This is a genomic window from Xanthomonas sp. NCPPB 2586, assembly GCF_041475775.2.
Lineage (GTDB): Bacteria > Pseudomonadota > Gammaproteobacteria > Xanthomonadales > Xanthomonadaceae > Xanthomonas > Xanthomonas campestris.
Genome location: NZ_CM192981.1, coordinates 33,816 through 54,468, shown reverse-complemented (window position 1 = coordinate 54,468; position 20,653 = coordinate 33,816). Strand labels below are relative to the sequence as shown.

17 protein-coding genes are annotated in these 20,653 nt (G+C 65.6%); 11 read left to right on the top strand and 6 right to left on the bottom strand.

The window, feature by feature from the left end:
• Entirely contained in the window at positions 1-387 is a 387-nt protein-coding gene (locus ACCQ09_RS00230; RefSeq protein WP_011035303.1) for a BlaI/MecI/CopY family transcriptional regulator, read from the bottom strand.
• Between the two features lie 428 nt (positions 388-815).
• On the opposite strand from ACCQ09_RS00230, the gene ACCQ09_RS00225 reads away from it, so the two are divergent.
• Positions 816-1,217, top strand: coding sequence for a hypothetical protein (locus ACCQ09_RS00225; RefSeq protein ID WP_016944882.1), 402 nt, complete (start codon positions 816-818; stop codon positions 1,215-1,217).
• A 37-nt stretch (positions 1,218-1,254) separates the two neighbouring features.
• Here ACCQ09_RS00225 and ACCQ09_RS00220 read toward each other — a convergent pair whose 3' ends face one another.
• On the bottom strand, positions 1,255-2,145 hold the full coding sequence (locus tag ACCQ09_RS00220; RefSeq protein WP_228428172.1) for a LysR family transcriptional regulator: 891 nt from the start codon (positions 2,143-2,145) through the stop codon (positions 1,255-1,257).
• A 134-nt stretch (positions 2,146-2,279) separates the two neighbouring features.
• Between ACCQ09_RS00220 and ACCQ09_RS00215 the strand changes: the two genes are divergently transcribed.
• From ACCQ09_RS00215 to ACCQ09_RS00205, 3 genes are all read left to right on the top strand, one after another.
• On the top strand, positions 2,280-2,957 hold the full coding sequence (locus ACCQ09_RS00215) for a type 1 glutamine amidotransferase domain-containing protein (RefSeq protein ID WP_040940275.1): 678 nt from the start codon (positions 2,280-2,282) through the stop codon (positions 2,955-2,957).
• On the top strand, positions 2,954-3,259 hold the full coding sequence (locus ACCQ09_RS00210; protein ID WP_014505974.1) for an antibiotic biosynthesis monooxygenase family protein: 306 nt from the start codon (positions 2,954-2,956) through the stop codon (positions 3,257-3,259). The genes ACCQ09_RS00215 and ACCQ09_RS00210 overlap by 4 nt, the downstream gene beginning before the upstream one ends.
• Positions 3,260-3,558: 299 nt before the next feature.
• Positions 3,559-4,452, top strand: coding sequence for a LysR family transcriptional regulator (locus ACCQ09_RS00205; RefSeq protein WP_164493568.1), 894 nt, complete (start codon positions 3,559-3,561; stop codon positions 4,450-4,452).
• Between the two features lie 344 nt (positions 4,453-4,796).
• Here the strand turns inward: ACCQ09_RS00205 and ACCQ09_RS00200 are convergent, their stop codons facing one another.
• On the bottom strand, positions 4,797-5,411 hold the full coding sequence (locus ACCQ09_RS00200; RefSeq protein ID WP_040940273.1) for an FMN-dependent NADH-azoreductase: 615 nt from the start codon (positions 5,409-5,411) through the stop codon (positions 4,797-4,799).
• A gap of 324 nt (positions 5,412-5,735) precedes the next feature.
• Positions 5,736-6,626, bottom strand: coding sequence for a pirin family protein (locus ACCQ09_RS00195; protein WP_052844621.1), 891 nt, complete (start codon positions 6,624-6,626; stop codon positions 5,736-5,738).
• A 538-nt stretch (positions 6,627-7,164) separates the two neighbouring features.
• Here ACCQ09_RS00195 and ACCQ09_RS00190 point away from each other — a divergent pair.
• Positions 7,165-7,509 (top strand): hypothetical protein, encoded by a 345-nt coding sequence (locus ACCQ09_RS00190; protein WP_012436881.1) that lies wholly within the window; start codon positions 7,165-7,167, stop codon positions 7,507-7,509.
• 924 nt (positions 7,510-8,433) lie between these two features.
• Positions 8,434-9,012: a class I SAM-dependent methyltransferase gene (locus tag ACCQ09_RS00185; protein ID WP_011035293.1), complete on the top strand. Its 579-nt coding sequence runs from the start codon at positions 8,434-8,436 to the stop codon at positions 9,010-9,012.
• A 115-nt stretch (positions 9,013-9,127) separates the two neighbouring features.
• On the opposite strand, the gene ACCQ09_RS00180 is transcribed toward ACCQ09_RS00185, so the two are convergent.
• Positions 9,128-10,393: a DNA topoisomerase IB gene (locus ACCQ09_RS00180; protein ID WP_016944879.1), complete on the bottom strand. Its 1,266-nt coding sequence runs from the start codon at positions 10,391-10,393 to the stop codon at positions 9,128-9,130.
• A 146-nt stretch (positions 10,394-10,539) separates the two neighbouring features.
• Here ACCQ09_RS00180 and ACCQ09_RS00175 point away from each other — a divergent pair, with 146 nt between their 5' ends.
• The 4 genes from ACCQ09_RS00175 to ACCQ09_RS00160 all read left to right on the top strand — a co-directional run bounded on the left by ACCQ09_RS00175 (position 10,540) and on the right by ACCQ09_RS00160 (position 17,764).
• Positions 10,540-10,920, top strand: a complete 381-nt coding sequence (locus ACCQ09_RS00175) for an I78 family peptidase inhibitor (RefSeq protein ID WP_050911139.1) — start codon at positions 10,540-10,542, stop codon at positions 10,918-10,920.
• A gap of 202 nt (positions 10,921-11,122) precedes the next feature.
• On the top strand, positions 11,123-15,595 hold the full coding sequence (gene gltB / locus ACCQ09_RS00170; protein WP_228428169.1) for a glutamate synthase large subunit: 4,473 nt from the start codon (positions 11,123-11,125) through the stop codon (positions 15,593-15,595).
• 121 nt (positions 15,596-15,716) lie between these two features.
• On the top strand, positions 15,717-17,198 hold the full coding sequence (locus ACCQ09_RS00165) for a glutamate synthase small subunit GltD family protein (protein ID WP_012436877.1): 1,482 nt from the start codon (positions 15,717-15,719) through the stop codon (positions 17,196-17,198).
• A 38-nt stretch (positions 17,199-17,236) separates the two neighbouring features.
• On the top strand, positions 17,237-17,764 hold the full coding sequence (locus ACCQ09_RS00160) for a hypothetical protein (protein ID WP_129588779.1): 528 nt from the start codon (positions 17,237-17,239) through the stop codon (positions 17,762-17,764).
• 273 nt (positions 17,765-18,037) lie between these two features.
• Here the strand turns inward: ACCQ09_RS00160 and ACCQ09_RS00155 are convergent, their stop codons facing one another.
• Positions 18,038-19,096, bottom strand: coding sequence for an NAD(P)-dependent alcohol dehydrogenase (locus ACCQ09_RS00155; protein ID WP_040940270.1), 1,059 nt, complete (start codon positions 19,094-19,096; stop codon positions 18,038-18,040).
• 313 nt (positions 19,097-19,409) lie between these two features.
• On the opposite strand from ACCQ09_RS00155, the gene ACCQ09_RS00150 reads away from it, so the two are divergent.
• Complete coding sequence (locus ACCQ09_RS00150) at positions 19,410-20,474, top strand: glycoside hydrolase family 5 protein (protein ID WP_040940269.1); 1,065 nt, start codon at positions 19,410-19,412, stop codon at positions 20,472-20,474.
• The last annotated feature ends 179 nt before the right edge of the window (positions 20,475-20,653 follow it).

The window sequence follows — 20,653 nt, the reverse complement described above, 5'->3', positions numbered from 1 at the left end:
TCAATCCTCCTTGCGCTGCGATTGCAGCTTGGCAACCAGGGCTTCGAGTTCGGCCAGTTCGGTATCGCTGACCTCGGCGCGCTGCGACATCCACGCCACGAAAGGCGAGACCGAGCCCTGCAAGGTCTTCTCCACGAACTGCCCCACCGCACCGCGCACCACGTCGTCCTGGCCGGCGGTGGCGCTGTAGCGGTACATGCCACCGGCCTGTTTGCGGCGCAGGAAGCCCTTGGCGCGCAGGCGCTCCATCATGGTCAGCACGGTGGAGCGCGCCAGCCCGCGCGGCTCACCGAACGCAGCCGCCACTTCGCCGACGCTGGCGTGCCGTTGTTCTTCGATGTGTTGCAGCAGGGCCAGTTCCTGGTCCCCGATGGTCTTGCCGCGCATGTCCGACTCCCTGACTACAGTTGTCGCTACGCTAGGCCTGACGACAGGTGTAGTCAATAGGTCGGATGGCAGGGTGCCGTTGGTGGGCTTGGGCAGGAGGTGACAGCAAGGTCGACCGGCGTTGCTGTGCGCGAGCCTGCGGGCGTGAGTGGCGCAACGACTGCTCAGTGGCAGTGCAAAACGACTGCTACGGTCTTAAGTTCCGCTAGCCTCGGCCAATACGGCTGGATGGGCGAGTACAAGTCACGCGCGAGTCAAAGATGCCCTGCAGCGTGCGCGCGCGAAAGAAACCACGGGTTCGATGCCTGCCTGTTTTGCAAAGGCTCTCTAACTGGAAGGCACTATTTGCTACATCCACTGCGGGCTTGCTGCGTTGCCCGCGTGCAAATGGTCATCAGGTCAGCGCTTCACCACCGCGCTGTCGGCGGATGTTCCCTGCCACCGTTCAATTTTGGGACACCTCGCTTGAGCCAAAGCAGGCCGTGGAGCTTGCGCTGCGCCGTTCGGCCAGGATGCAGTGCGAACGCGGCCATCCCAAGGGCTGCATGGTGACGCTTGGCGTCATGAGCACGCCGTCGCCGGAGTTCTCCGCGCTCTCTGCCCCGCTGACGCGCTCGCGTGCGCACACACGCGCCGGCATCCGCGCGTGCGTGGACCGCGCCATCGCCAATGGAAGCCTAGCAGCGGGTCTCGACGCGGCCGCGCTGACGTGCGTGTTCGACAGCTTCATGCTCGGGCTATCCACGCTCGCCAGGGACGGCAAAACCTTCAAGGCGATGGATGCGGCCATTACGCAACTCATGCAGCTGTGGGACATGCACGCCCGCTAGCGGGCTCCTTGGCGCACGGCGTTTTTTCCGCTAGCCACTACCAGCCACCCTCGCGCGCCACCTCCAGCAGAAAGTCGCGCAGCAATCGGGCGCTGGGGCCGATCTTTTTCGAATGCACCAGGTAGATCTCCAGCGGTGCGGTCTGTGCCTGCGGCAGCACCTGCACCAGTTCGCCTGCGGCCAGCGGGGCGACGGCGTCGTAGCCGGGCAGGCGCGCGATGCCTTCGCCGGCAAGCACGAAGGCCAGCCGCGACACCGCGCTGTCGGTGACGATGTCGCCCTGCACCGGGATGTCGATGCGTTCGCCATCGATCTGGATCTGCGTCTGCCGCTGGCTGGGCGGATAGATCACCCAGCGGTGTTCCTTGAGCGCGGCGGCCGTGGTGGGCATGCCGTAGCGCTTTACATACGCCGGTGACGCGCACAGCAAGGTGGCTTCACGCACCAATGGCCGCGCGTACAGCGTGGAATCCGGCAGCGGGCCGGCACGCACCGCCAGATCCACGCCCTGCTGCACCAGATCCACGTTGGCATCGCCCATCGCGATGTGCAGGCGGATCGCCGGGTAGCGGCGGCGAAAGGCCAGCAGCGCGGGCAGGATGCGTTTGTTGCCGAAATGGTGCGAGCAGGTGAGCCGCACTTCGCCCTGCGGTTCGGCGCGCAACAGCTCCATGCCGCGCAAGCCGTCCGAGGCTTCGTCGAGCAAGCGCTCGCAATGCACGCGAAACGCCTCGCCCGCCGGGGTCAGGCTGAAGCTGCGCGTACTGCGGTACGCCAACGGCACGCCCAGGCGCGCTTCCAACGCGCCCACGTGATGGCTGACCACTGCGCGGGTCAGCGCAAGTTCGCGCGCGGCCGCGGCGAAACTGCCACAGCGGACCACCGTGGCGAAGATCGCCATGGCGCGCAGTTCGTCCAGCAGAGCCATGGCAGCCTCAAGTGCATTTGTCTTATTGAATTTTACAATCTGTCAGCCGCTCGCTGTCTACTGCCAGCACTGCACGCCTTCTATCGTCTCTCCACCGGCTGCTGCCGGACTCAACCACCCTCAAGGAGAGCGCAATGCACATCAAGCATGTCTTGTTCGTACTGACAAACGCCGGCCAGATCGGTCCCCATCAGCGCCCCACCGGCTACTTCTTCCCGGAAGTGGCGCACCCGGTCGAGGTGCTGGAGCAGGCTGGCATCGCGATCGAATTCGCCTCGCCTGCCGGTGGCGCGGCACCGGAGGATGGCTACGACGCGTCTGATGCGGCGCAGCTGGCGTTTCGCCACAGCAAGGCCTTCGGCCGCATGGCGCATAGCCGCAAGTTGTCCGAAGTGGACGTGCGCAATTACGACGCGGTGTTCGTGCCTGGCGGGCTGGGCCCGATGGTGGACGTCAGCGGGAACTGCGATGTGCAGGCGTTGATCAAGCAGGCGTGGGAAGCCGACATGCTGGTCGCCGCCGTCTGCCACGGCCCGTCCGCGCTGCTGGGCATCACGCTGGACGATGGCACCGCGTTGGTCCAGGGCCGCCGCGTCACCGGTTTTTCCACCGCCGAGGAGGACGGCTACGCGCGCGCCGATGTGCCGTTCGACCTTGAATCCGCTTTGCGCGCGGAAGGCGCGCTGTACGCCGCCGGCGCAGACTGGCAGCCGCATGTAGTGGTGGACGGCAAGCTGATCACCGGCCAGAACCCCGCCTCTGCCGGCCCGCTTGCGCACGCACTGGTGGCCGCACTGCAGGTGCAGGCATGAGCGCGCCGGCCCGCCCCATCGTGGTGGTGGCGCGCTGGAGCGTGCCTGCCAGCGCGCGCGCCATAGTGCTGGCGCTGCTGCCAGAGCTGCAGCGGCAGTCGCTGCAGGAACCCGGCTGCCTCGGATACGAGGTGCTGCATGCACCGCAAGCACTGGAGTGCATCGTGCTGATCGAACGCTACCGCGACAGCGCTGCCATCGAAGCGCACCGCAGCAGCACGCACTACCGCAGCCTGGTGGTCGAACGCATCGTGCCGCTGCTGAGCAGCCGGCAGGTGGATCTGCTGGAGACGCTCGACTGAGCCGTTGTCATGCGGGCTGTCAGGGACGATGGCCCGTGGCTTTTGTAGGAGCGCGCTTGCGCGCGAGGGGGCGTTCCCGAGAAGGCTTCATCGCGCGCAAATGCGCTCCTACTCGGCATTGCGCGCTCCGTGCTCGACGTTGGCACTTACGCGTAATTGGCTGTTTGCTTGCCTGCACACCGGTTCAACCGCATCCATGCAGGGACGCGTCGGGCCTGATCAGCGCCTGCCGTCCGACGCACAACACCTGATCCCCGGCGCGCTTAAACTCACCGCAGACCGACAAAGGTGTGCCTGCCGTGATCGACCTCAATGACATTGCGCTGTATGTGCAGGTCGTGCGTAGCGGCAGTTTTGCCGAGGCCGCGCGCCGGCTGGGCACCGCGCCCAATAGCGTGAGCCGGCGCGTGCAGCAGCTCGAAGCGCAGCTGGATACGCGGCTGATGCAGCGCTCCACCCGCAAGCTCACCCTGACCGATGCTGGGCAGGCGTTTTACGAACGTTGCGCCGATGCGGTGGACGGGCTGACCGATGCCGGGCAATCGCTGATGGCCGGTGGCGAGGAGGTCGCTGGCCTGGTGCGGGTGGCAGCGCCGGCGGATTTCCTGGATTTCTTTCGGGTCGAATGGGTGGCCGACTTCCTGGCCGCGCATCCGCGCGTGCGCCTGGAATTCTTGCTCAGCGATGCGCGCGCGGATCTGATTGCCGAGCGCATCGACGTGGCATTTCGCGCCGGCATCCTGGCCGACTCCAGTTACGTGGGGCGGCCGATCCTGGCCGACAACCGCGATGTGCTGGTGGCGAGCCCAGGTTATCTGCAGGCACGTGGCAGGCCGCTGCGCCTGGATGAGCTGCCGCAGCACGATTGCCTGGGCATTCCGCATCCCAGCGGGCACGTCAGCTGGACGCTGGTAGGTCCGTCCGGGCTTGCCGAGACAGTGCAGGTGCCCACCCGTTTTGCCGCAAATACAGCGCGCGCGCTACGCTTGGCGGCCGTGGCCGGGCTGGGAATCGCCTTGTTGCCGCAGGCACTGACCTGGCCGGATGTGGCCGAAGGCCGCCTGGTCACGGTGTTGCCGGATTTCCAGCGCAATGGCCAGGGCGTGCATGCGCTGTATCCCAGCCGGCGGCATCAGCCGCGCGCGGTGACGGCGTTTATCGAGGCGGTCAGCGCGCGCTTGAATGCGATGTAGCGCGGTGCGCGGGCATTGGTTGAGTAGATGATCGATGATTTCCTGCGCGCGTTTTGCGACTAAGTGCAGCTAACAAAACGTAGCGCGCAACCGTCAGACGCGCGCAGGGAACCTGGGTGTACGGGTACTTGCAGATTCCAAGCGCCAGCCACGCCCGCCTGGCGGCTGCGCAATCGTGTTGATCGCTGCGCCAAGGCGTACGCAAGTGGTGTCTGTACCGCTTTCCACAACACACATCGAGCGATGCAATCGCTCGATGTGTCTGCTTGAAGATCACGTCGGCGCAGCGATACCTCACCGCGCCAACCGGTTGCTGCGAGCGGCATGCAACCGCCCGCACCGGATCACACCGGCAAGGCGTTGATCTGCGCCTGCGCAGCGGCCATGCCGGCGGCGCGTGCCTCCGGGCCCAGGGCCAGGCCTTCGGCAACCACCACTTCCGGTTGATGCAGACCAACGAATCCCAGCGCGGCGCGCATGTAGGTTTCCGCATGCTCCAGTGCCGCCGTCGGCGAGCCTTCGCCATAGCGGCCACCGCGCGCCACCGCCAGGATCACCCGCTTGTTGCCGGCCAGCCCTTCGAGCGCGCCTTCGGCGGTGTAGCGGAAGGTCTTGCCGGCCACCAGCACGCGGTCGATCCATGCCTTGAGCTGGGTGGAGATGGTGAAGTTGTACAGCGCCACGCCGATCACCACCGTGTCGGCATCCAGGAATTCCTGCAGCACCTGCGCGCCTAGCGCCAGGTCGTTGGCCAGCTCCGGCGTCTGGTCGCCGGTGGGGTTTTGCGCGGCCGCCAGATGTGCGCCGGACAGGTGGCCGATCGGGTTAGCCGCCAGGTCGCGGTAGGTGTACTGCAGCGCCGGATCGGCGGCCTGCAACTTGGCGACGATGCTGGCGGTGAGTTGGCGGCTGGCGGAATAGTCGCCCAGGATGCTGGAATCGAGATGGAGCAGTTTCATGGTGATGTCTCTGATGGAAGTGATGGAAAGTGATGCGCGGGGTGCGGCAACGCCCGAAGGCGTTGCTGCGGTGGTCTGGCGGTGAGTCATGGAGCGCTGTGCACACGCGTGGTGGTCACAGCGCCCTGTTGAAAGCGGAGAACAGCGCAAGCTGCAGCGCGTCAGGCCGTGGCTACATCGTGCGAAGACGCATCTGCACTGCAGCGCACGGCTGAGATGCGTGGCGTGGCGCAATTCCTGCGGGCAATGGCATCAGCGCGTTGCGCTGCTCCGTCCTGGGTGCAGCGCAGTGATCGGCGGCACGCATGCCGCCGATCGCGTTGCTCAACCCAGGCGCCCCTGGCTGCGCAGCTGCGCGCCGATGCGGCGGATCTCCGCTTCGCCCTGGGCCAGGCTGGCCGCGTTGGTGTGCACCGAGTAATGGCCCATCACCAGATCGTGCGGATGCTTGACCGCCGAGCCGAGCACGAAGGTGGTCGGGCCAACCGCAGTCACCTCGATCGCCTGCTCGCCGTCCTTGAACACCGCCATGTGCCCGCTGGCGATGGTCTCGGCCGCTTCCAGCTGCCCGCCGTGCACCGCGATCCAGGCCACGTCGTGGCCGGCCGGCGGCACGTAGCGCCAACGCTCGCCGTCGGCCAGCTGCACGCTGAGGTAGGTCATGTCGGCCGGTGCCGGGATCAGGCTCTGCGCCTGGCCATAGCGCCCCAGCAACACCCGCGCCGGGCCCACGCTGGGCACCTGCTCGGACGACAGATACAGGCTTTGCGCCGGGGCGTTCTCCTCGGCGGCCGGCAGCGCCACCCAGAGCTGGAAACCCACCGCCGACGCGCCGCCCACCGGCATGCCGTCGTGCCAGACACCGTTGCCGGCGCGCATCCACTCCACTCCGCCGCTGGGCAGGGTGCCGTGCTTGCCGGTGCTGTCTTCGTAGCCCACCTCGCCCTCCATCAGGTAGGTCAGCGTGGCGATACCCGAATGCGGATGCATGCCCATCGGCGCCCCGCCAACGGTCGGCTTGACGGTGAACAGGTCCAGGAACACGAACGGCTTGACCAGCTGGCCCAGGTCGCCCGGGCTCATGAGCCGGGTGATCGGGCCGCGGCGGGTGCCACTGGTACGGAACACCACCGGGCGCGGCCGGGCGGTGGACGGCACGGTCGGCGCGCCCTGCGACGGAGTATCGGCGTGGAAGGAGGCCAGTTGTGCGTTCATGTCGGTTCCCCTTGGGGTGTCGGTGGAGCGGTCTGCTCCGGTGGGGAAAGACTAGGCGCCGCCACATTGATCGACTAGACGGAAGATTTGGAGTGGAGTCGTCCACTGTTCGAAGTAATCGACTGGTTGCTGGCAGTGGCCAGCCGGCCTGGCTCTGAGCCGCCTAGATCGCAGCGCGCGTTGCGTCATTGCCCGCTGCGCAGCACATAGCGTAGGCATCTGTTGCAGTACGGTAGGGCCTTCGTGACGCTGGCTGCTGATAGCTGATGGCCGCCTCGCACCAACTGGAGCGGACAGCGGCAACGTATATGCGTCCGTCCGCGTTGCAAAGGAGGCTTGATCGTGCTGACCGCTGACTACTGATCGCGGCACGCTCCTCCAACTGGCTGTGACAGCAGCACATGCGAACCCGATGCCCCAACCAGCGCGCGACATCCGCTCAACGCTTCGCCACACGCGTCGCAAGCACCGGCGTCTTCATCCGATCCCCACAGCGCGGCCTTCACGCTTGCGGCCATTCTTCCCGCTGGAGATCGCCATGGTCCGCACCCTCGCCCCGCTTGCCGCCGTCCTGCTGCTGTCGGCGTGCAGCACCAACCAGGTTGCGCAGGTGCAGCCGATTGATGGCGTGATCTCCGGCCAGTGCCATACCGATAAGGTGCGCGGTGCCGTTGGTCTGGCCGCCGCGGCGCAGACCGTGGAACGCGCCCGCGTGGACAGCGACAGCCTGCAGGTCAGCGTGCGCCGCGGCGAGCGCAGCACCGGCGGCACCACCGCCAGTGGCCTGGCCGACCCGGCCCAAGGCGCAAGCGAAACCGGTGGCGATCACCTCACCATCGAGACCGGCCCGAACGACAACATCACCGCCATCTATTGCGGCTGAGCAGGCCCGCACGCGCTTCGGCGCGCCATCGCCGCCTGGCGTCTCGCCAGCGCGGCGCATTCGCATACGTCTGCTGGGCGCCGATGGCATTGGATAAAGCCATGCGGCACAACGCGCGGACCATACGCATGGCGCATCGGTCCGAATTGCGTTGAAGCCACGCCGATGCGAGCAGGTTGCGGCCCTGCAGTTCGCCTGATGCCGATACGTTGAAGTGCTCTCCAAACGACCGTCGCGCACAGCAACGCTGTGCCACTCGATCCGACAGGCGAAAATTGGCGCAGCGCCAGCAAGGCTGGGCTGCGGCATCGGCAAGCAGTGGCATCCGCATGCGCGCAAGACGGCGTGTCGCCCAACATGAGCAAGGTCTGGCTGCGAGCCGTTGTGGCAGCCGCTTGGCTCTTCCCGGTGTCTCCGGCAGCCACCCGACCCTTTCCGATGGTCCCGACCGTTGCCGGTCGCTAACGCATCGCGCCGGTATGCAACGCCACACAATGCCTACGCACATGCACATGCGACCGTGCGACGTCGCCGGCTGAGCTGTCGTCTAGTTGGCAGCAGCTGTCTTCTGCTGCCATCCACACTGCACATCCTTGCATGACCGAGCGTTCGCATCGCCCCGCAGTGCCCGTTGCCGCTCGCTCTGAAGCCCTGTCAGCAACCGCGCACAGTGCAGCGCCGTGACCAATGCGCGGATGCATTTCGCGACGTTGCTACTCCACAAAGACATCGCGCGCGCACTGAACGCACGCACCACCGCGAACACCCGCCCAGCCACAAACGGTTGAAAACATCCCACCGCCCGCGACAGACTGCCGGCGGACTCATCCTTGCGTGGATGCCTTGCGCGGCGTGCTGGCACACTGCATCCACAAGGTAGGCGGCAGGTGCCTGAGCCAGACTCTGCAACCGGTGTGAGGATTGATGGCGCGTTCGTACAGGACTTCATTTTTTCGCGAATGGATCACTGCGCCCGCATCGGTTGCGGCGATCCTTCCATCCGGGCGCGCGCTGGCCGCGGTGATCACCTCCGAGCTCTCGCATACCACCGAGCGGGTGCTCGAACTCGGCCCCGGCACCGGTGTGTTCACCGAAGCGATGCTCGACAGGGGTGTGCAGGAAAACAATCTGGTGCTGCTGGAGTACAACGCGGCGTTTTCCGCATTGCTCAAACAGCGGTTTCCCCGTGCCAACCTGCTGCAGATGGATGTGACCGGCCTGGAAGCACTGCCGCGCATCGACGGCGGGCGCGTGGATGCGGTGATCTGCGGCCTGGGCTTGCTGACCATGCCCATGCACCAGGTGGCGGCGATCGTGCGCGGTGCCTTCCTGCATCTCAAGGATGATGGCCGCATGTATCTGTTTACCTACGGATTGAAGTGCTCGGTGCCCGACTGCATTCTCGACCAGCTCGATCTGGAGGCCGTCAAAATCGGGCGCACGTATCGCAACCTGCCGCCGGCGACTACCTACCGCCTGCAGCGCCGTTCGTACGCCTGCTGATTCGCGCAATCCGGTCACGCACCGCGCGCACAACAGGTCGCGCGACAAACGCACAAGGCACCCGAAGCAATGCACACCGCCATCGCCTCGGCACCACGCCAGGACACGCGCCGCATCACGCTGCCTTGCGTGCTCCAGCCTTCGTGGTGGTCGGCCGCTTGATGGCACACTTGCTCGCACGCTTGGCTGGCTTGACCGATGTGGCCGAGGACTTCGCCGCTTTCACCACCTTGCGCACCTTGGCGCGCGAGGCGCTCAAGAACCGCAGCGTGGCCGCTTCCCATTGCCGTTCGCCGCGCACACCGGTGGCCAGGGTCTGCAACTCGCCAGCGCGCCAGCCTTCGAACACGCAAGGGTCGATGTAGGCCTTGCGGCAGACCGACGGCGTGTTGCCCAGTGCATCGGCCACCTCGCGAATGACATCGTTCTGCACCTGCTTGAGTGCCCGCTCGCTGCTGCGCTCGGGCACGGGCAGCCGCGCCAGGCGCTGCAACGCCGCCAGCGTGCCGCCCCAGGTGCGGAAGTCCTTTGCGGTGAAGTCCTCGCCCATCGCCTCGCGCAGATAGTCGTTGACCTCGCCCGAATCCACCGGCTGCAGCTGGCCGTCATCATCCTTGTACTGAAACAGCGACTGCCCCGGCAGCTGCTGGCATTCGCGGATCAGTTTGACCAGGTGCTTGTCGTCGACTTCGATCTCATGTTCTTGGCCACTCTTACCGCGGAACTTGAGCCGCGCGCGGCCGCCTTTCAGAAATTCCATGTGCCGGTTGCGCAGCGTGGTCAGCCCGTAGGAGCGATTGCTGCGCGAGTATTCGGCATTGCCCACACGCACCAGCGTGTCAGCCAGCAACGCCACCACGATGGCCAGTACTTTTTCACGCGGGAAGCCCGGCAGCAGCAGATCGCGGCGCAGCCGGCGGCGCAACTTCGGCAGTGCTTCGCCGAAGGCGATCACACGCTCGAACTTGCCTTCGCCCCGCACCTGCGCCCAATCGGCGTGGTAGCGGTACTGCTTGCGCCGGCGTGCATCGCGGCCGGTGGCCTGCAGATGGCCGTTGGGCTTGGCGCAGATCCACACCTCGGTATACGCCGGCGGAATGGCCAGCGCGCGGATCCGCTGCAAGGTGTCGGCATCGGTCACCCGCTGCCCGTCCGCGTCCCGGTAGCTGAAGTTTTTGCCAGCCTTGCGGCGGCTGATCCCGGGCTGCTGGTCGTTGACATAGATCAGGCCGGCCGCACGCGCGGTGGCCTTGGCCTGGGCCACCGCAGCAGCGGTGGTGACGGCGGCGGTGGCGGCCACCGCAGTGGTGGCGACGGTGGCCAGCTTGCCCGCGGTGCTGGCAGCGACGGCGGCATTGCGAATAACACGGTTGGCTTTCATGGCGCACACATCGGAAGGCTGGCGCCGATTGTTGGGCCGGGCCGGACTAGGCCGCGTCAACGTCATGGCAACGCAGCGTGCGCAAGCAATGCCTGCGGCGGCGTTTGTGCTTATGCTTGGGCCATCCCCCTGTGCTGGAGTCATCGATGAGGTTTGTCCTGCCTACCGCCCGCCTGGCCTGCACGCTGGTTGTGCTGGCCGCACTCAGCGCCTGTAACAAGCCGCAACCGGACGAGCAGGAAGCCGTCTCCGCCAAGGCGCAGCAAGCCGCCGAACAAGCCTCCGCCCCGGCACCGGCCGCCGCACCGGACGCACCGCCCATCGGCACCTGCGATGCCACCCAGGTGCAATCGCTGGTGGGCCAGCCCTTGACCGAAACCGTGAGCGAACAAGCCCGCAACGACGCCGGTGCCAAGGCGGTGCGTGTGCTCAGACCCGGCCAGATGACCACGATGGAGTTCAACGGCGAACGGCTCAATCTGGAAGTGGACGCCAAGAACATGATCACCTCGGTCCGCTGCGGCTGAGCACCCAGCAGGCCTGGCGCTCCCATCGGGCGCCAAGCCTGCTGGCACAAGGGATTCAGGCCGCTCTCGTTGCAGCTGTAACGGTGTATTGCGGCACCGCATCAACTGTGTTTTAGTCGATGATCCGGTGATCTCCTGCACCGCTCCATGGTCGAGCGGTGCAACGTCGTCGCCGTTTTTCCCGGATCGCAAAGAGGCAGACATGGCCCCCCGCACTCGCCAAGGGCTCGACGACTACGGTCTCTACAACAGCGCGCGCGACGAACGCGACGCCTGTGGTTTTGGCATGGTCGCGCAGTTGGACGACCAGCCTTCCCGTTCGCTGGTCGATACCGCGATCGCTGCGCTGTCGCGCATGACCCACCGTGGCGGCGTGGCCGCCGACGGGCTCACCGGCGACGGCTGCGGCCTGCTGATCCGCAAACCCGACGCTTTCCTGCGCGGGCTGGCCCGCGATGCCGGCATCACGCTAGGCACGCGCTATGCGGCCGGCGTGGTGTTCCTGCCGCTGGACGAGGCCGATGCGGCGCGCTGTCGCAGCGAGCTGGAAACCCAGCTGCAGATTGCCGGCGTGCAGTTCCGCGGCTGGCGCGTGGTGCCCACCGATGACAGCGTGTGCGGCCAGCTGGCCCGCGACACCCTGCCGCGCATCGAGCAAGTGTTTGTCGATGCCGGCGCCGAGCAGACCGAAGACGGCTTCACCCTGGCGCTGTTTCTGGCGCGCCGCCGCGCCGAGCAGGCCTTGCGCGAGGTGGACAACTTCTACGTCACCACGCTGTCGCCCAATGGCATCAGCTACAAGGGCATGGTGCTGCCGGACAAGCTGAGCACGTTCTACCCGGACCTGCAGCGCAGCGATCTATCATCCAGCGCGATTGTGTTTCACCAACGTTTTTCCACCAATACGCTGCCGCGCTGGCCGCTGGCGCATCCGTTCCGCCTGCTCGCCCACAACGGCGAGATCAACACCATCGAAGGCAACCGGCGCTGGGCGCAGGCGCGTAGCAAGGTGTGGCAGACGCCGCGCTTTGACATCGCCGAATTCGACCCGGTGATCTCCATGCATGGCTCCGATTCGCAGAGCCTGGACAACATGCTGGAGCTGCTGATCGCCGGTGGCATGGACCTGCTGCAGGCGCTGCGCATCCTGGTGCCGCCGGCGACCCAGTCGCTGGAGTTCAAGGACGCCGATCTGGCCGCGTTCTACGAGTTCTACGGCCTCAACACCGAGCCGTGGGACGGCCCGGCCGGCATCGTGGCCTGCGACAGCCGCTACGCGGCCTGCATGCTCGACCGCAACGGCCTGCGCCCGGCGCGCTGGATGCTGACCTCCGACCGCCATTTCCTGGTGGCTTCCGAGGCCGGCGTGTGGGAATTGCCGGCCGAGCGCATCACCCGCAAGGGCAAGCTGGGCCCGGGCGAGATGATGGCGATCGATCTGAAGCGCGGCGACCTGCTCGATTCCGATGCCATCGACCGCATCAACCGTGCGCGTGCGCCCTACAAGCAATGGCTGCAGCAGGGCGTGACCTACCTGCAGACCGAGTTGATCGACCCGTCGCTGGTGGAAGAACCCTTCAGCGAGCAGACCCTGCGCAGCTACCACAAGCTGTTCCAGCTCAGCACCGAGGAAGTGGAGCAGATCCTGCGCCCGCTGGCCGAGACCGAGCAGGAAGCCACCGGCTCGATGGGCGACGACACCCCGATGGCAGTGCTCAGCCGCCAGACCCGGCCGCTGTACGACTACTTCCGCCAGGCGTTCGCGCAGGTCACCAATCCGCCGATCGATCCGCTGCGCGAAGGCATCGCGATGTCGCTCACCACCCAGCTCGGCAAGGAGACCAACATCTTTCATGCCGGCGCGGAGACGGTGAACCACGTCATCCTGAATTCGCCGGTGCTCAGCCAGCGCAAGCTGCGCCAGCTGCTGAAGATGGAGCAGTACGTTGCGCGCAATCGGCTGATCGACCTGTCCTACAGCATCGAAGAAGGCTTGAAGGCCGGCCTGGAACGCATCTGCCAGGAAGTGGAAGCCGCCGCCCGCGATGGCGCGGTGATGCTGCTGCTGTCCGACCGTTACCCGGTGCCGGACCGCCCGATGGCGCATGCGTTGCTGGCCACCGGCGCGGTGCATCACCACCTGTGCAAGGTGGGCCTGCGCTGCGACGTCAACCTGATCATCGAAACCGGCACCGCGCGCGATGCACACCACATGGCCTGCCTGCTCGGCTTCGGCGCCACCGCGGTGTACCCGTACCTGGCCTACCAGACCCTGTTCGACCTGGGCCGGCGCGGCATCCTGCAACTGAGCAAGGGCGGCGAGCAGTCGCAGATCGGCCGCCGCTACCGCAAGGGCATCTACAAGGGCCTGTCCAAGATCATCTCCAAGATGGGCATCTGCACCATCGCCAGCTACCGCGGCGCGCAGTTGTTCGAAATCGTCGGGCTGGACCCGGACGTGGTGGAGCTGTGCTTTACCGAAACGCCGGCGCGCATCGGCGGGGTAAGCCTGTCGCGGCTGGACACCGAAGCACGCGAGCTCACCGCACGCGCCTGGAACGACCAGCTCAAGCCGGAAGTGGGCGGCCTGCTCAAGTATGTGCACGGCGGCGAATACCACATGTACAACCCGGACGTGGTCATGACGCTGCAGCGCGCCACCCGCACCGGCGATGCCAGCGATTGGCAGAAGTACGTGGATGCGGTGCATTCGCGCCCGGCCTCCACGCTGCGCGATCTGGTGCAGCTCAAGCGCGCCGACACCCCCACCCCGCTGGACGAAGTCGCCCCGGCCGCCGATGTGCTGCGCCGTTTCGACACCGCCGCGATCAGCCTGGGCGCGTTGTCGCCGGAAGCGCACGAAGCACTCGCCATTGCGATGAACCGCCTGGGCGGGCGCAGCAATTCCGGCGAAGGCGGCGAAGACCCGGCCCGCTACGGCACCGAGAAGCGCTCCAAGATCAAGCAGGTGGCCTCCGGCCGTTTCGGCGTGACCCCGGAATATCTGGTCAACGCCGAGGTGCTGCAGATCAAGGTCGCCCAGGGCGCCAAGCCCGGCGAAGGCGGCCAGCTGCCCGGCCACAAGGTCAACGAACTGATCGCCCGGCTGCGCTACGCCAAGCCCGGCATCGGCCTGATCAGCCCGCCGCCGCATCACGACATCTATTCGATCGAAGACCTGGCCCAGCTGATCTATGACCTCAAGCAGGTCAACCCGACCGCACTGGTGTCGGTGAAGCTGGTGGCGCATGCCGGCGTCGGCACGATTGCCGCCGGCGTGGTCAAGGCCGGCGCCGATCTGATCACCGTGTCCGGCCATGACGGCGGCACCGGTGCCAGCCCGGTCAGCTCGATCCGCTATGCGGGCGTGCCGTGGGAGCTGGGCGTGGCCGAGTCGCACCAGGCGCTGGTGGCCAACGACTTGCGCGACCGCACCATCCTGCAGACCGACGGCGGCCTGAAGACCGGCCTGGACGTGGTCAAGGCCGCGTTGCTGGGCGCCGACAGCTTCGGCTTCGGCACCGCGCCGATGATCGTGCTGGGCTGCAAGTACCTGCGCATCTGCCACCTCAACAACTGCGCCACCGGGGTGGCCACGCAGGACGAGCGCCTGCGCGCGAACTACTTCACCGGCCTGCCCGAACGCGTGGAGCATTTCTTCCGCCTGCTGGCCGAAGAAGTGCGCCAGTGGTTGTCGTACCTGGGCGTGCGTTCGCTGGACGAGATCGTTGGCCGCACCGATCTGCTGGAACAGCTCGAGGTCTCACCGCGTCCGGGCGTCAAGGTCGATCTGTCACGTCTGCTCACCCATGCGCAGTACGACGGCAGCCATTGCGCGGCCCAGCGCCTGTACGAATCGCCGGACAGCCTCGCCACGCAGATGGACGGCCTGCTGGCCGATGCGATCGCCAACAAGACCGGCGGCGACCATCGCTTCCTGATCCACAACACCGACCGTTCGATCGGCGCGCGCCTGTCCGGCACCATTGCGCGGGCGCACGGCAACCACGGCATGAGCGATGCGCCGTTGAACCTGCGCTTCCGCGGCACCGCTGGGCAAAGCTTCGGCGCGTTCAACGCCGGTGGCCTGCAGCTGGAGCTGGAAGGCGAAGCCAACGACTACGTCGGCAAGGGCATGGCCGGCGGCCGGCTGGTGGTGCGTCCGCCGCGCGGGGCGCGCTTTGAAGCGCGCAACACGCCGATCGTGGGCAACACCTGCCTGTATGGCGCCACCGGCGGCGAGCTGTTCGCAGCCGGCCGCGCGGGCGAACGTTTTGCGGTGCGTAACTCCGGCGCACTGGCGGTGGTGGAAGGCGCCGGCGATCACTGCTGCGAATACATGACCGACGGCGTGGTGCTGGTGCTGGGCAAGGTGGGCCTGAACTTCGGCGCCGGCTTCACCGGCGGCCTGGCCTACGTGCTGGATATCGAACGCGACTTCGTGGACCGCTACAACCACGAGTTGATCGACATCCACCGCGTCTCCGCCGAAGGTTTCGAAAACCATCGCCAGCACCTGCACACACTGATCAGCCGCCACCGCGAGCTGACCGGCAGCATCTGGGCGCAACAGATCCTCGACGAGTTCCGCGACTACATCGGCAAGTTCTGGCTGGTCAAACCCAAGGCCGCCAGCATTGAGTCGTTGACCGAGTCGCTCAGGCGAGCGGCGTAGCCGCCGCCGGGAATCGGGAATAGGGACTCGGGAATTGTAAAACTGGTTCCCCGCCCTTCTTCCCGTTCGTCGCGACCCGCTGTTCCGATTCCCCATTCCCCATTCCCGATTCCCAGCCCCTATGAGCCGCAAGCAAGCCTTCCAATTCCTTGACCTGCCGCGGACCATGCCCACGCGCATCCCGGTGGAGCTGCGTACGTCCGGTGACTGGGGCGAGTTGTACGGCAAGTTCGACAAGGCCGACGCGCAGTACCAGTCCGGCCGCTGTCTGGATTGCGGCAACCCGTACTGCAGCTGGAAGTGCCCGGTGCACAACGCCATTCCGCAGTGGCTGCAGCTGGTGCAGGAAGATCGCATCATCGAGGCCGCCGCGCTGTGCCATTCCACCAACCCGCTGCCGGAAGTGTGCGGGCGCGTGTGTCCGCAGGATCGCCTGTGCGAAGGCAGCTGCACGCTGGAAGAATTCGGCGCGGTCACCATCGGCGCGGTGGAAAAGTACATCGTCGATACCGCCTTCAGCATGGGCTGGCGCCCGGACCTGGGCAACGTGCAACCCAGCGGCCACCGCGTGGCCGTGGTCGGCGCCGGCCCGGCAGGCCTGTCCTGCGCGGACCGCCTGGTGCGCGCCGGCATCGAAGCGGTGGTCTACGACCGCTACGAACAGATCGGCGGGCTGCTGCAGTTCGGCATTCCTAGCTTCAAGCTGGACAAGTCGGTGATCGGCAAGCGCCGCGAGATCCTGGAAGGCATGGGCGTGCAGTTCCGCCTGGGCGTGGAGATCGGCAAGGACGTCAGCATCGAACAGTTGCTCGGCGAATACGACGCCGTGTTCCTGGGCACCGGCGCGTACCGCTACACCGACGGCGGGCTGGACGGCCAGGACCTGAAGAACGTTTTGCCAGCGTTGCCCTTCCTGGTGCAGAACAGCCGCATCGTCAGCGGCAACGACCCGCACGGCCGGCCGATCGCCGGCTGGGAAGACCAGATCGCCCTGCCCGACCTCAACGGCAAGCGCGTGGTGGTGCTGGGCGGCGGCGACACCGGCATGGACTGCGTGCGCAGTGCCATCCGCCTGGGCGCGGCCAAAGTCACCTGTGCCTACCGCCGCGACGAATCCAGCATGCCGGGCTCGGCGCGCGAAGTGGCCAACGCGCGCGAAGAAGGCGTGCGCTTCCTGTTCAACCGCCAGCCGCTGTCGGTCGAATCCGGCGCCGACGACGAAGCCATCGGCGTGACCGTGGTGGAAACCAAACTCGGCGAGCCCGACGCCAGCGGCCGCCGCAACGCGGTACCGGTGGAAGGCAGCGAATCCCTGCTGGAAGCGGACGTGGTGATCATCGCGTTCGGCTTCTCGCCGACGGTGCCGGAGTGGCTGTCTGCGCAAGGCGTGGAAGCCGGCAGCAACGGCCGCATCGTCGCCCCAGCCGAGGGCAACGGCCGCCTGCCCTACCAGACTAGCAACCCCCGCCTGTTCGCCGGTGGCGACTGCGTGCGGGGCGCCGACCTGGTGGTCACCGCCGTCGCCGAAGGCCGTGATGCGGCCGGCAGCATCGTGCAGCTGCTGGGTGTGAAAGCGCAGGTCAAGGAGCCGGCTGCGGCGTGATGGGCTAGGACTAACAATCATTATTGCGAGACGAGGCAATGTCCGAACAAAACTGGCTCGGATATATAGGTGCAATTGCGGGAGTCATCGGCGCCATCACGGGCGTTGCAGGGGCAGTATTCGCTTTACTTGCCTTTCGACGCACAGGGCAACTGAAATCGTTAGATCTGCGCCTTGAGCTGCGACGCACAGAAAGTACGTTGCAGTCTGACATTCACGATCTTCTTCCTCTCCTTGAGAGGTCAAAGGCATCGCGGACAAGGCTGGCCTCTGCTCAAAGCATGTTCAACTCAGGGGCAATAAAAAGCTGGCTCTTGCAATGGAATAAAGACATGGCGCTAGCTGATGAGCTAGTTAACAGCTCATCCGTTCTAGACGTCGATTGCTACACTATGTCCCAAACGGAGCTGGAGTCACGTCTAGTCACTGTCCATAAGCTTCAGCGCAGCGTGTCAGATATAACTAACAATTACGAGCAATTTTTGATGGAAGATGAAGCCGGTCTGCAACAGGTTCACGCGAATAACCGGTTAATAACGCAAGCACGCATGGATGGAAAGATATAACTGCCTTTGGGATGCTTCATCGAGCACTAGCTAACCGATAATTCTGCTCATCCTTTATGCTCGACGCGAGTAATAGTCTTGCTCGAATCAGATAGAAAGTAGCTCTTCTTTTGTGGCTTTAAAGAAGGTAGTAGCAGCAAAATGCTTTGGAACTAGACACGGCAAATTGCCGTCCATGGTCTCGTTAGCTATCCGGCGGCGCTGCACTCCGCGCCACCGCTTGCGTCATACGAAAACGCAAGCGATGGCATCGCAAGATGCTGCAACCGCGACTCAGGCCGCCTTTGCCAGCGTGTCCATATCGATCACAAAGCGGTACTTCACGTCGCCCTTGAGCATGCGCTCGTAGGCGGCGTTGATCTGGTCGGCGCGGATGGTTTCGATGTCGGAGACGATGTCGTGCTTGGCGCAGAAATCGAGCATTTCCTGGGTCTGGCGGATGCCGCCGATCAGCGAACCGGCCAGCGTGCGGCGCTTCATCACCAGGTTGAACACCGCCGGTGACGGATGCGAATGTTCGGGCACGCCCACCAGCACCATCGCGCCGTCGCGCTTGAGCGCATTGAGGAACGGGTCCAGGTTGTGCGGCGCAGCCACGGTGTTGAGGATGAAGTCCAGGGTGTTGTACTGCGCCGCCATCTGCGCCTCGTCCTTGGAAATCACCACTTCGCTGGCGCCCAGGCGCAGCGCGTCGGCGCGCTTGCTTTCAGAGGTGGTGAACAGCACCACGGTGGCGCCCATGGCCTTGGCGATCTTCACCGCCATGTGGCCCAGGCCACCCAGGCCGACCACGCCCACCTTCTGCCCGGGGCCAACCTTCCAATGCGCCAGTGGCGAATAGGTGGTGATGCCGGCGCACAACAACGGGGCCACGGCGGCCAGGTTGTCGCTGTGGGAAATGTGCAGCACATATTTCTGGTCCACCACGATATGGTCGGAGTACCCGCCATAGGTGTTCTCGCCACCGCCAAACATCGGGCCGTTATAGGTGCCGGTGAAGCCCTGTTCGCAATATTGCTCCTCGCCTTCCTGGCAGGAGGCGCAGCTGCGGCAGCTGTCGACCATGCAACCCACACCGGCCAGGTCACCGACCTTGAAGTTGGTCACGGCGCTGCCGACGGCTGTGACGCGGCCCACGATCTCGTGGCCCGGCACCGAGGGATACACCGTGTTGTGCCATTCGTTGCGTGCGGTGTGCAGGTCCGAGTGGCACACACCGCAGTAGGCGATGTCGATCTGCACATCGTCGGGACCGGGCGCGCGACGTTCGAAGACGAACGGCGCCAGCGGCTGGTCGGCGGTTTGGGCGGCGTAGGCGTGGGCTTTGCTCATGGGGATACTCCAGGGGACGGAAACGCCGCCCGCGCAGGGCGCAGACAGCAAAAAGTAGGTGCGTTAGCTTAGGACACCGCTCCGTCGCACTCCTGCGACAGTGCGTCTTGCCAGTCGGCTTGCGAACTCGACCGTGGAGCCAACATGGCGCTTGGGACGTTCGCGCATCATCAAATCAGCGCTGCCCGCGTGAATGGCGCGCTAACGCCGGGGCCCCTAGGCTGACCATCGATGGTGTGGCGCTGCACCATCCTCGCTGGCCGTGCCCTCCCCCCCTGCGGCCGCCTACGTCGACTGCCGAAGGAGGCTCCCCATGTTCCCATCTTCCCCCCGCTCCACCCGTACCCACGCTGCCGCACTGGCGCTGGCCCTGCTCGCCACGTTGCCGTTGGCGCATGCCAAGGAGCCAGACAACGCCCGCGGCGGATTGAAGTACGTGGGCGTCAACATCTCCGGCGCCGAGTTCAACTCGCGCAAGAAGCCCGGCACGCTCTACAAGGACTACACCTACCCGGCAGCGGCGGATTTCAGCTATTTCGCCAGCAAGGGCATGAACACCATTCGCTTGCCGTTCCTGTGGGAACGCCTGCAGCCAACCCTCAATGGCGAGCTGGATGCGGCGCAACTGGCGTTGATCAAGAAATCCGTGGCCGCCGCCAAGGCCAACAAGCAGTTCCTGATCCTGGACCTGCACAACTACGCCAAGTACAACGGCAAGCGCATCGGCACCGACGAGGTGCCGCCTGCAGCACTGGCCGATCTGTGGCGCCGCCTGGCGCTGGAGTTCAAGGACGACAAGCAGGTGATCTTCGGGCTGATGAACGAGCCCAATGGCATCTCCTCCACCGACTGGGCCGCGGCCGCACAAGCGGCGATCAACACCATCCGCAAGACCGGCGCGAACAATTTGATTCTGGTGCCTGGCACGGCCTACACCGGCGCGCACAGCTGGCGCAGCACCAGCTACGGCGTCTCCAATGCCAAGGCCCTGCAGATTCTCAAGGACCCGGGCAACAATCTGGCCTTCGAAGCGCATCAATACCTGGACGGCGACTACAGCGGCACCAAGCCCGAATGCACCAGTGCCACGGTGGGTGCGGACAAGTTGCGCGGCTTTACCGACTGGCTACGCGAGAACAAGCAGAAAGGCTTCCTGGGCGAATTCGGCACGGCCAACAATGCGGTCTGCAACGACGCGCTGAAAGGCATGCTGAGCTACATGGAAAAGAACAGCGACGTGTGGCTGGGCTGGACCTGGTGGGCAGCCGGCGCGTGGTGGAAGCCGGATTACCCGTTCAATGTGCAGCCGGGCAAGGACGGCAGCGAGAAGCCGCAGATGTCGATCCTGAGCGAGCACGCGCGTCGCGCCGGCAAATAAGCGTCACGGCGAGCACACGCCAGGCAGGCGCATGCGCGGAGCCGTTGGCGTGGACACTCAGTCCATACCGATGCACCTCCACGCTCGCGCCTGCCTGGCGTCTGCGTCTCTGCTTCCTGGCCGCTTTAGCGCAGCCGAATGCGAGCGCCGCACGCGCGACGTTGGCGGTGTCTGTCACC

Bases quoted from the DNA above. Each gene is read 5' to 3' on its own strand.
- ACCQ09_RS00230 (WP_011035303.1), bottom strand. From the start codon at position 387: ATGCGCGGCAAGACCATCGGGGACCAGGAACTGGCCCTGCTGCAACAC.
- ACCQ09_RS00225 (WP_016944882.1), top strand. From the start codon at position 816: ATGTTCCCTGCCACCGTTCAATTTTGGGACACCTCGCTTGAGCCAAAG.
- ACCQ09_RS00220 (WP_228428172.1), bottom strand. From the start codon at position 2,145: ATGGCTCTGCTGGACGAACTGCGCGCCATGGCGATCTTCGCCACGGTG.
- ACCQ09_RS00215 (WP_040940275.1), top strand. From the start codon at position 2,280: ATGCACATCAAGCATGTCTTGTTCGTACTGACAAACGCCGGCCAGATC.
- ACCQ09_RS00210 (WP_014505974.1), top strand. From the start codon at position 2,954: ATGAGCGCGCCGGCCCGCCCCATCGTGGTGGTGGCGCGCTGGAGCGTG.
- ACCQ09_RS00200 (WP_040940273.1), bottom strand. From the start codon at position 5,411: ATGAAACTGCTCCATCTCGATTCCAGCATCCTGGGCGACTATTCCGCC.
- ACCQ09_RS00195 (WP_052844621.1), bottom strand. From the start codon at position 6,626: ATGAACGCACAACTGGCCTCCTTCCACGCCGATACTCCGTCGCAGGGC.
- ACCQ09_RS00190 (WP_012436881.1), top strand. From the start codon at position 7,165: ATGGTCCGCACCCTCGCCCCGCTTGCCGCCGTCCTGCTGCTGTCGGCG.
- ACCQ09_RS00185 (WP_011035293.1), top strand. From the start codon at position 8,434: ATGGCGCGTTCGTACAGGACTTCATTTTTTCGCGAATGGATCACTGCG.
- ACCQ09_RS00180 (WP_016944879.1), bottom strand. From the start codon at position 10,393: ATGAAAGCCAACCGTGTTATTCGCAATGCCGCCGTCGCTGCCAGCACC.
- ACCQ09_RS00175 (WP_050911139.1), top strand. From the start codon at position 10,540: ATGAGGTTTGTCCTGCCTACCGCCCGCCTGGCCTGCACGCTGGTTGTG.
- gltB (WP_228428169.1), top strand. From the start codon at position 11,123: ATGGCCCCCCGCACTCGCCAAGGGCTCGACGACTACGGTCTCTACAAC.
- ACCQ09_RS00165 (WP_012436877.1), top strand. From the start codon at position 15,717: ATGAGCCGCAAGCAAGCCTTCCAATTCCTTGACCTGCCGCGGACCATG.
- ACCQ09_RS00160 (WP_129588779.1), top strand. From the start codon at position 17,237: ATGTCCGAACAAAACTGGCTCGGATATATAGGTGCAATTGCGGGAGTC.
- ACCQ09_RS00155 (WP_040940270.1), bottom strand. From the start codon at position 19,096: ATGAGCAAAGCCCACGCCTACGCCGCCCAAACCGCCGACCAGCCGCTG.
- ACCQ09_RS00150 (WP_040940269.1), top strand. From the start codon at position 19,410: ATGTTCCCATCTTCCCCCCGCTCCACCCGTACCCACGCTGCCGCACTG.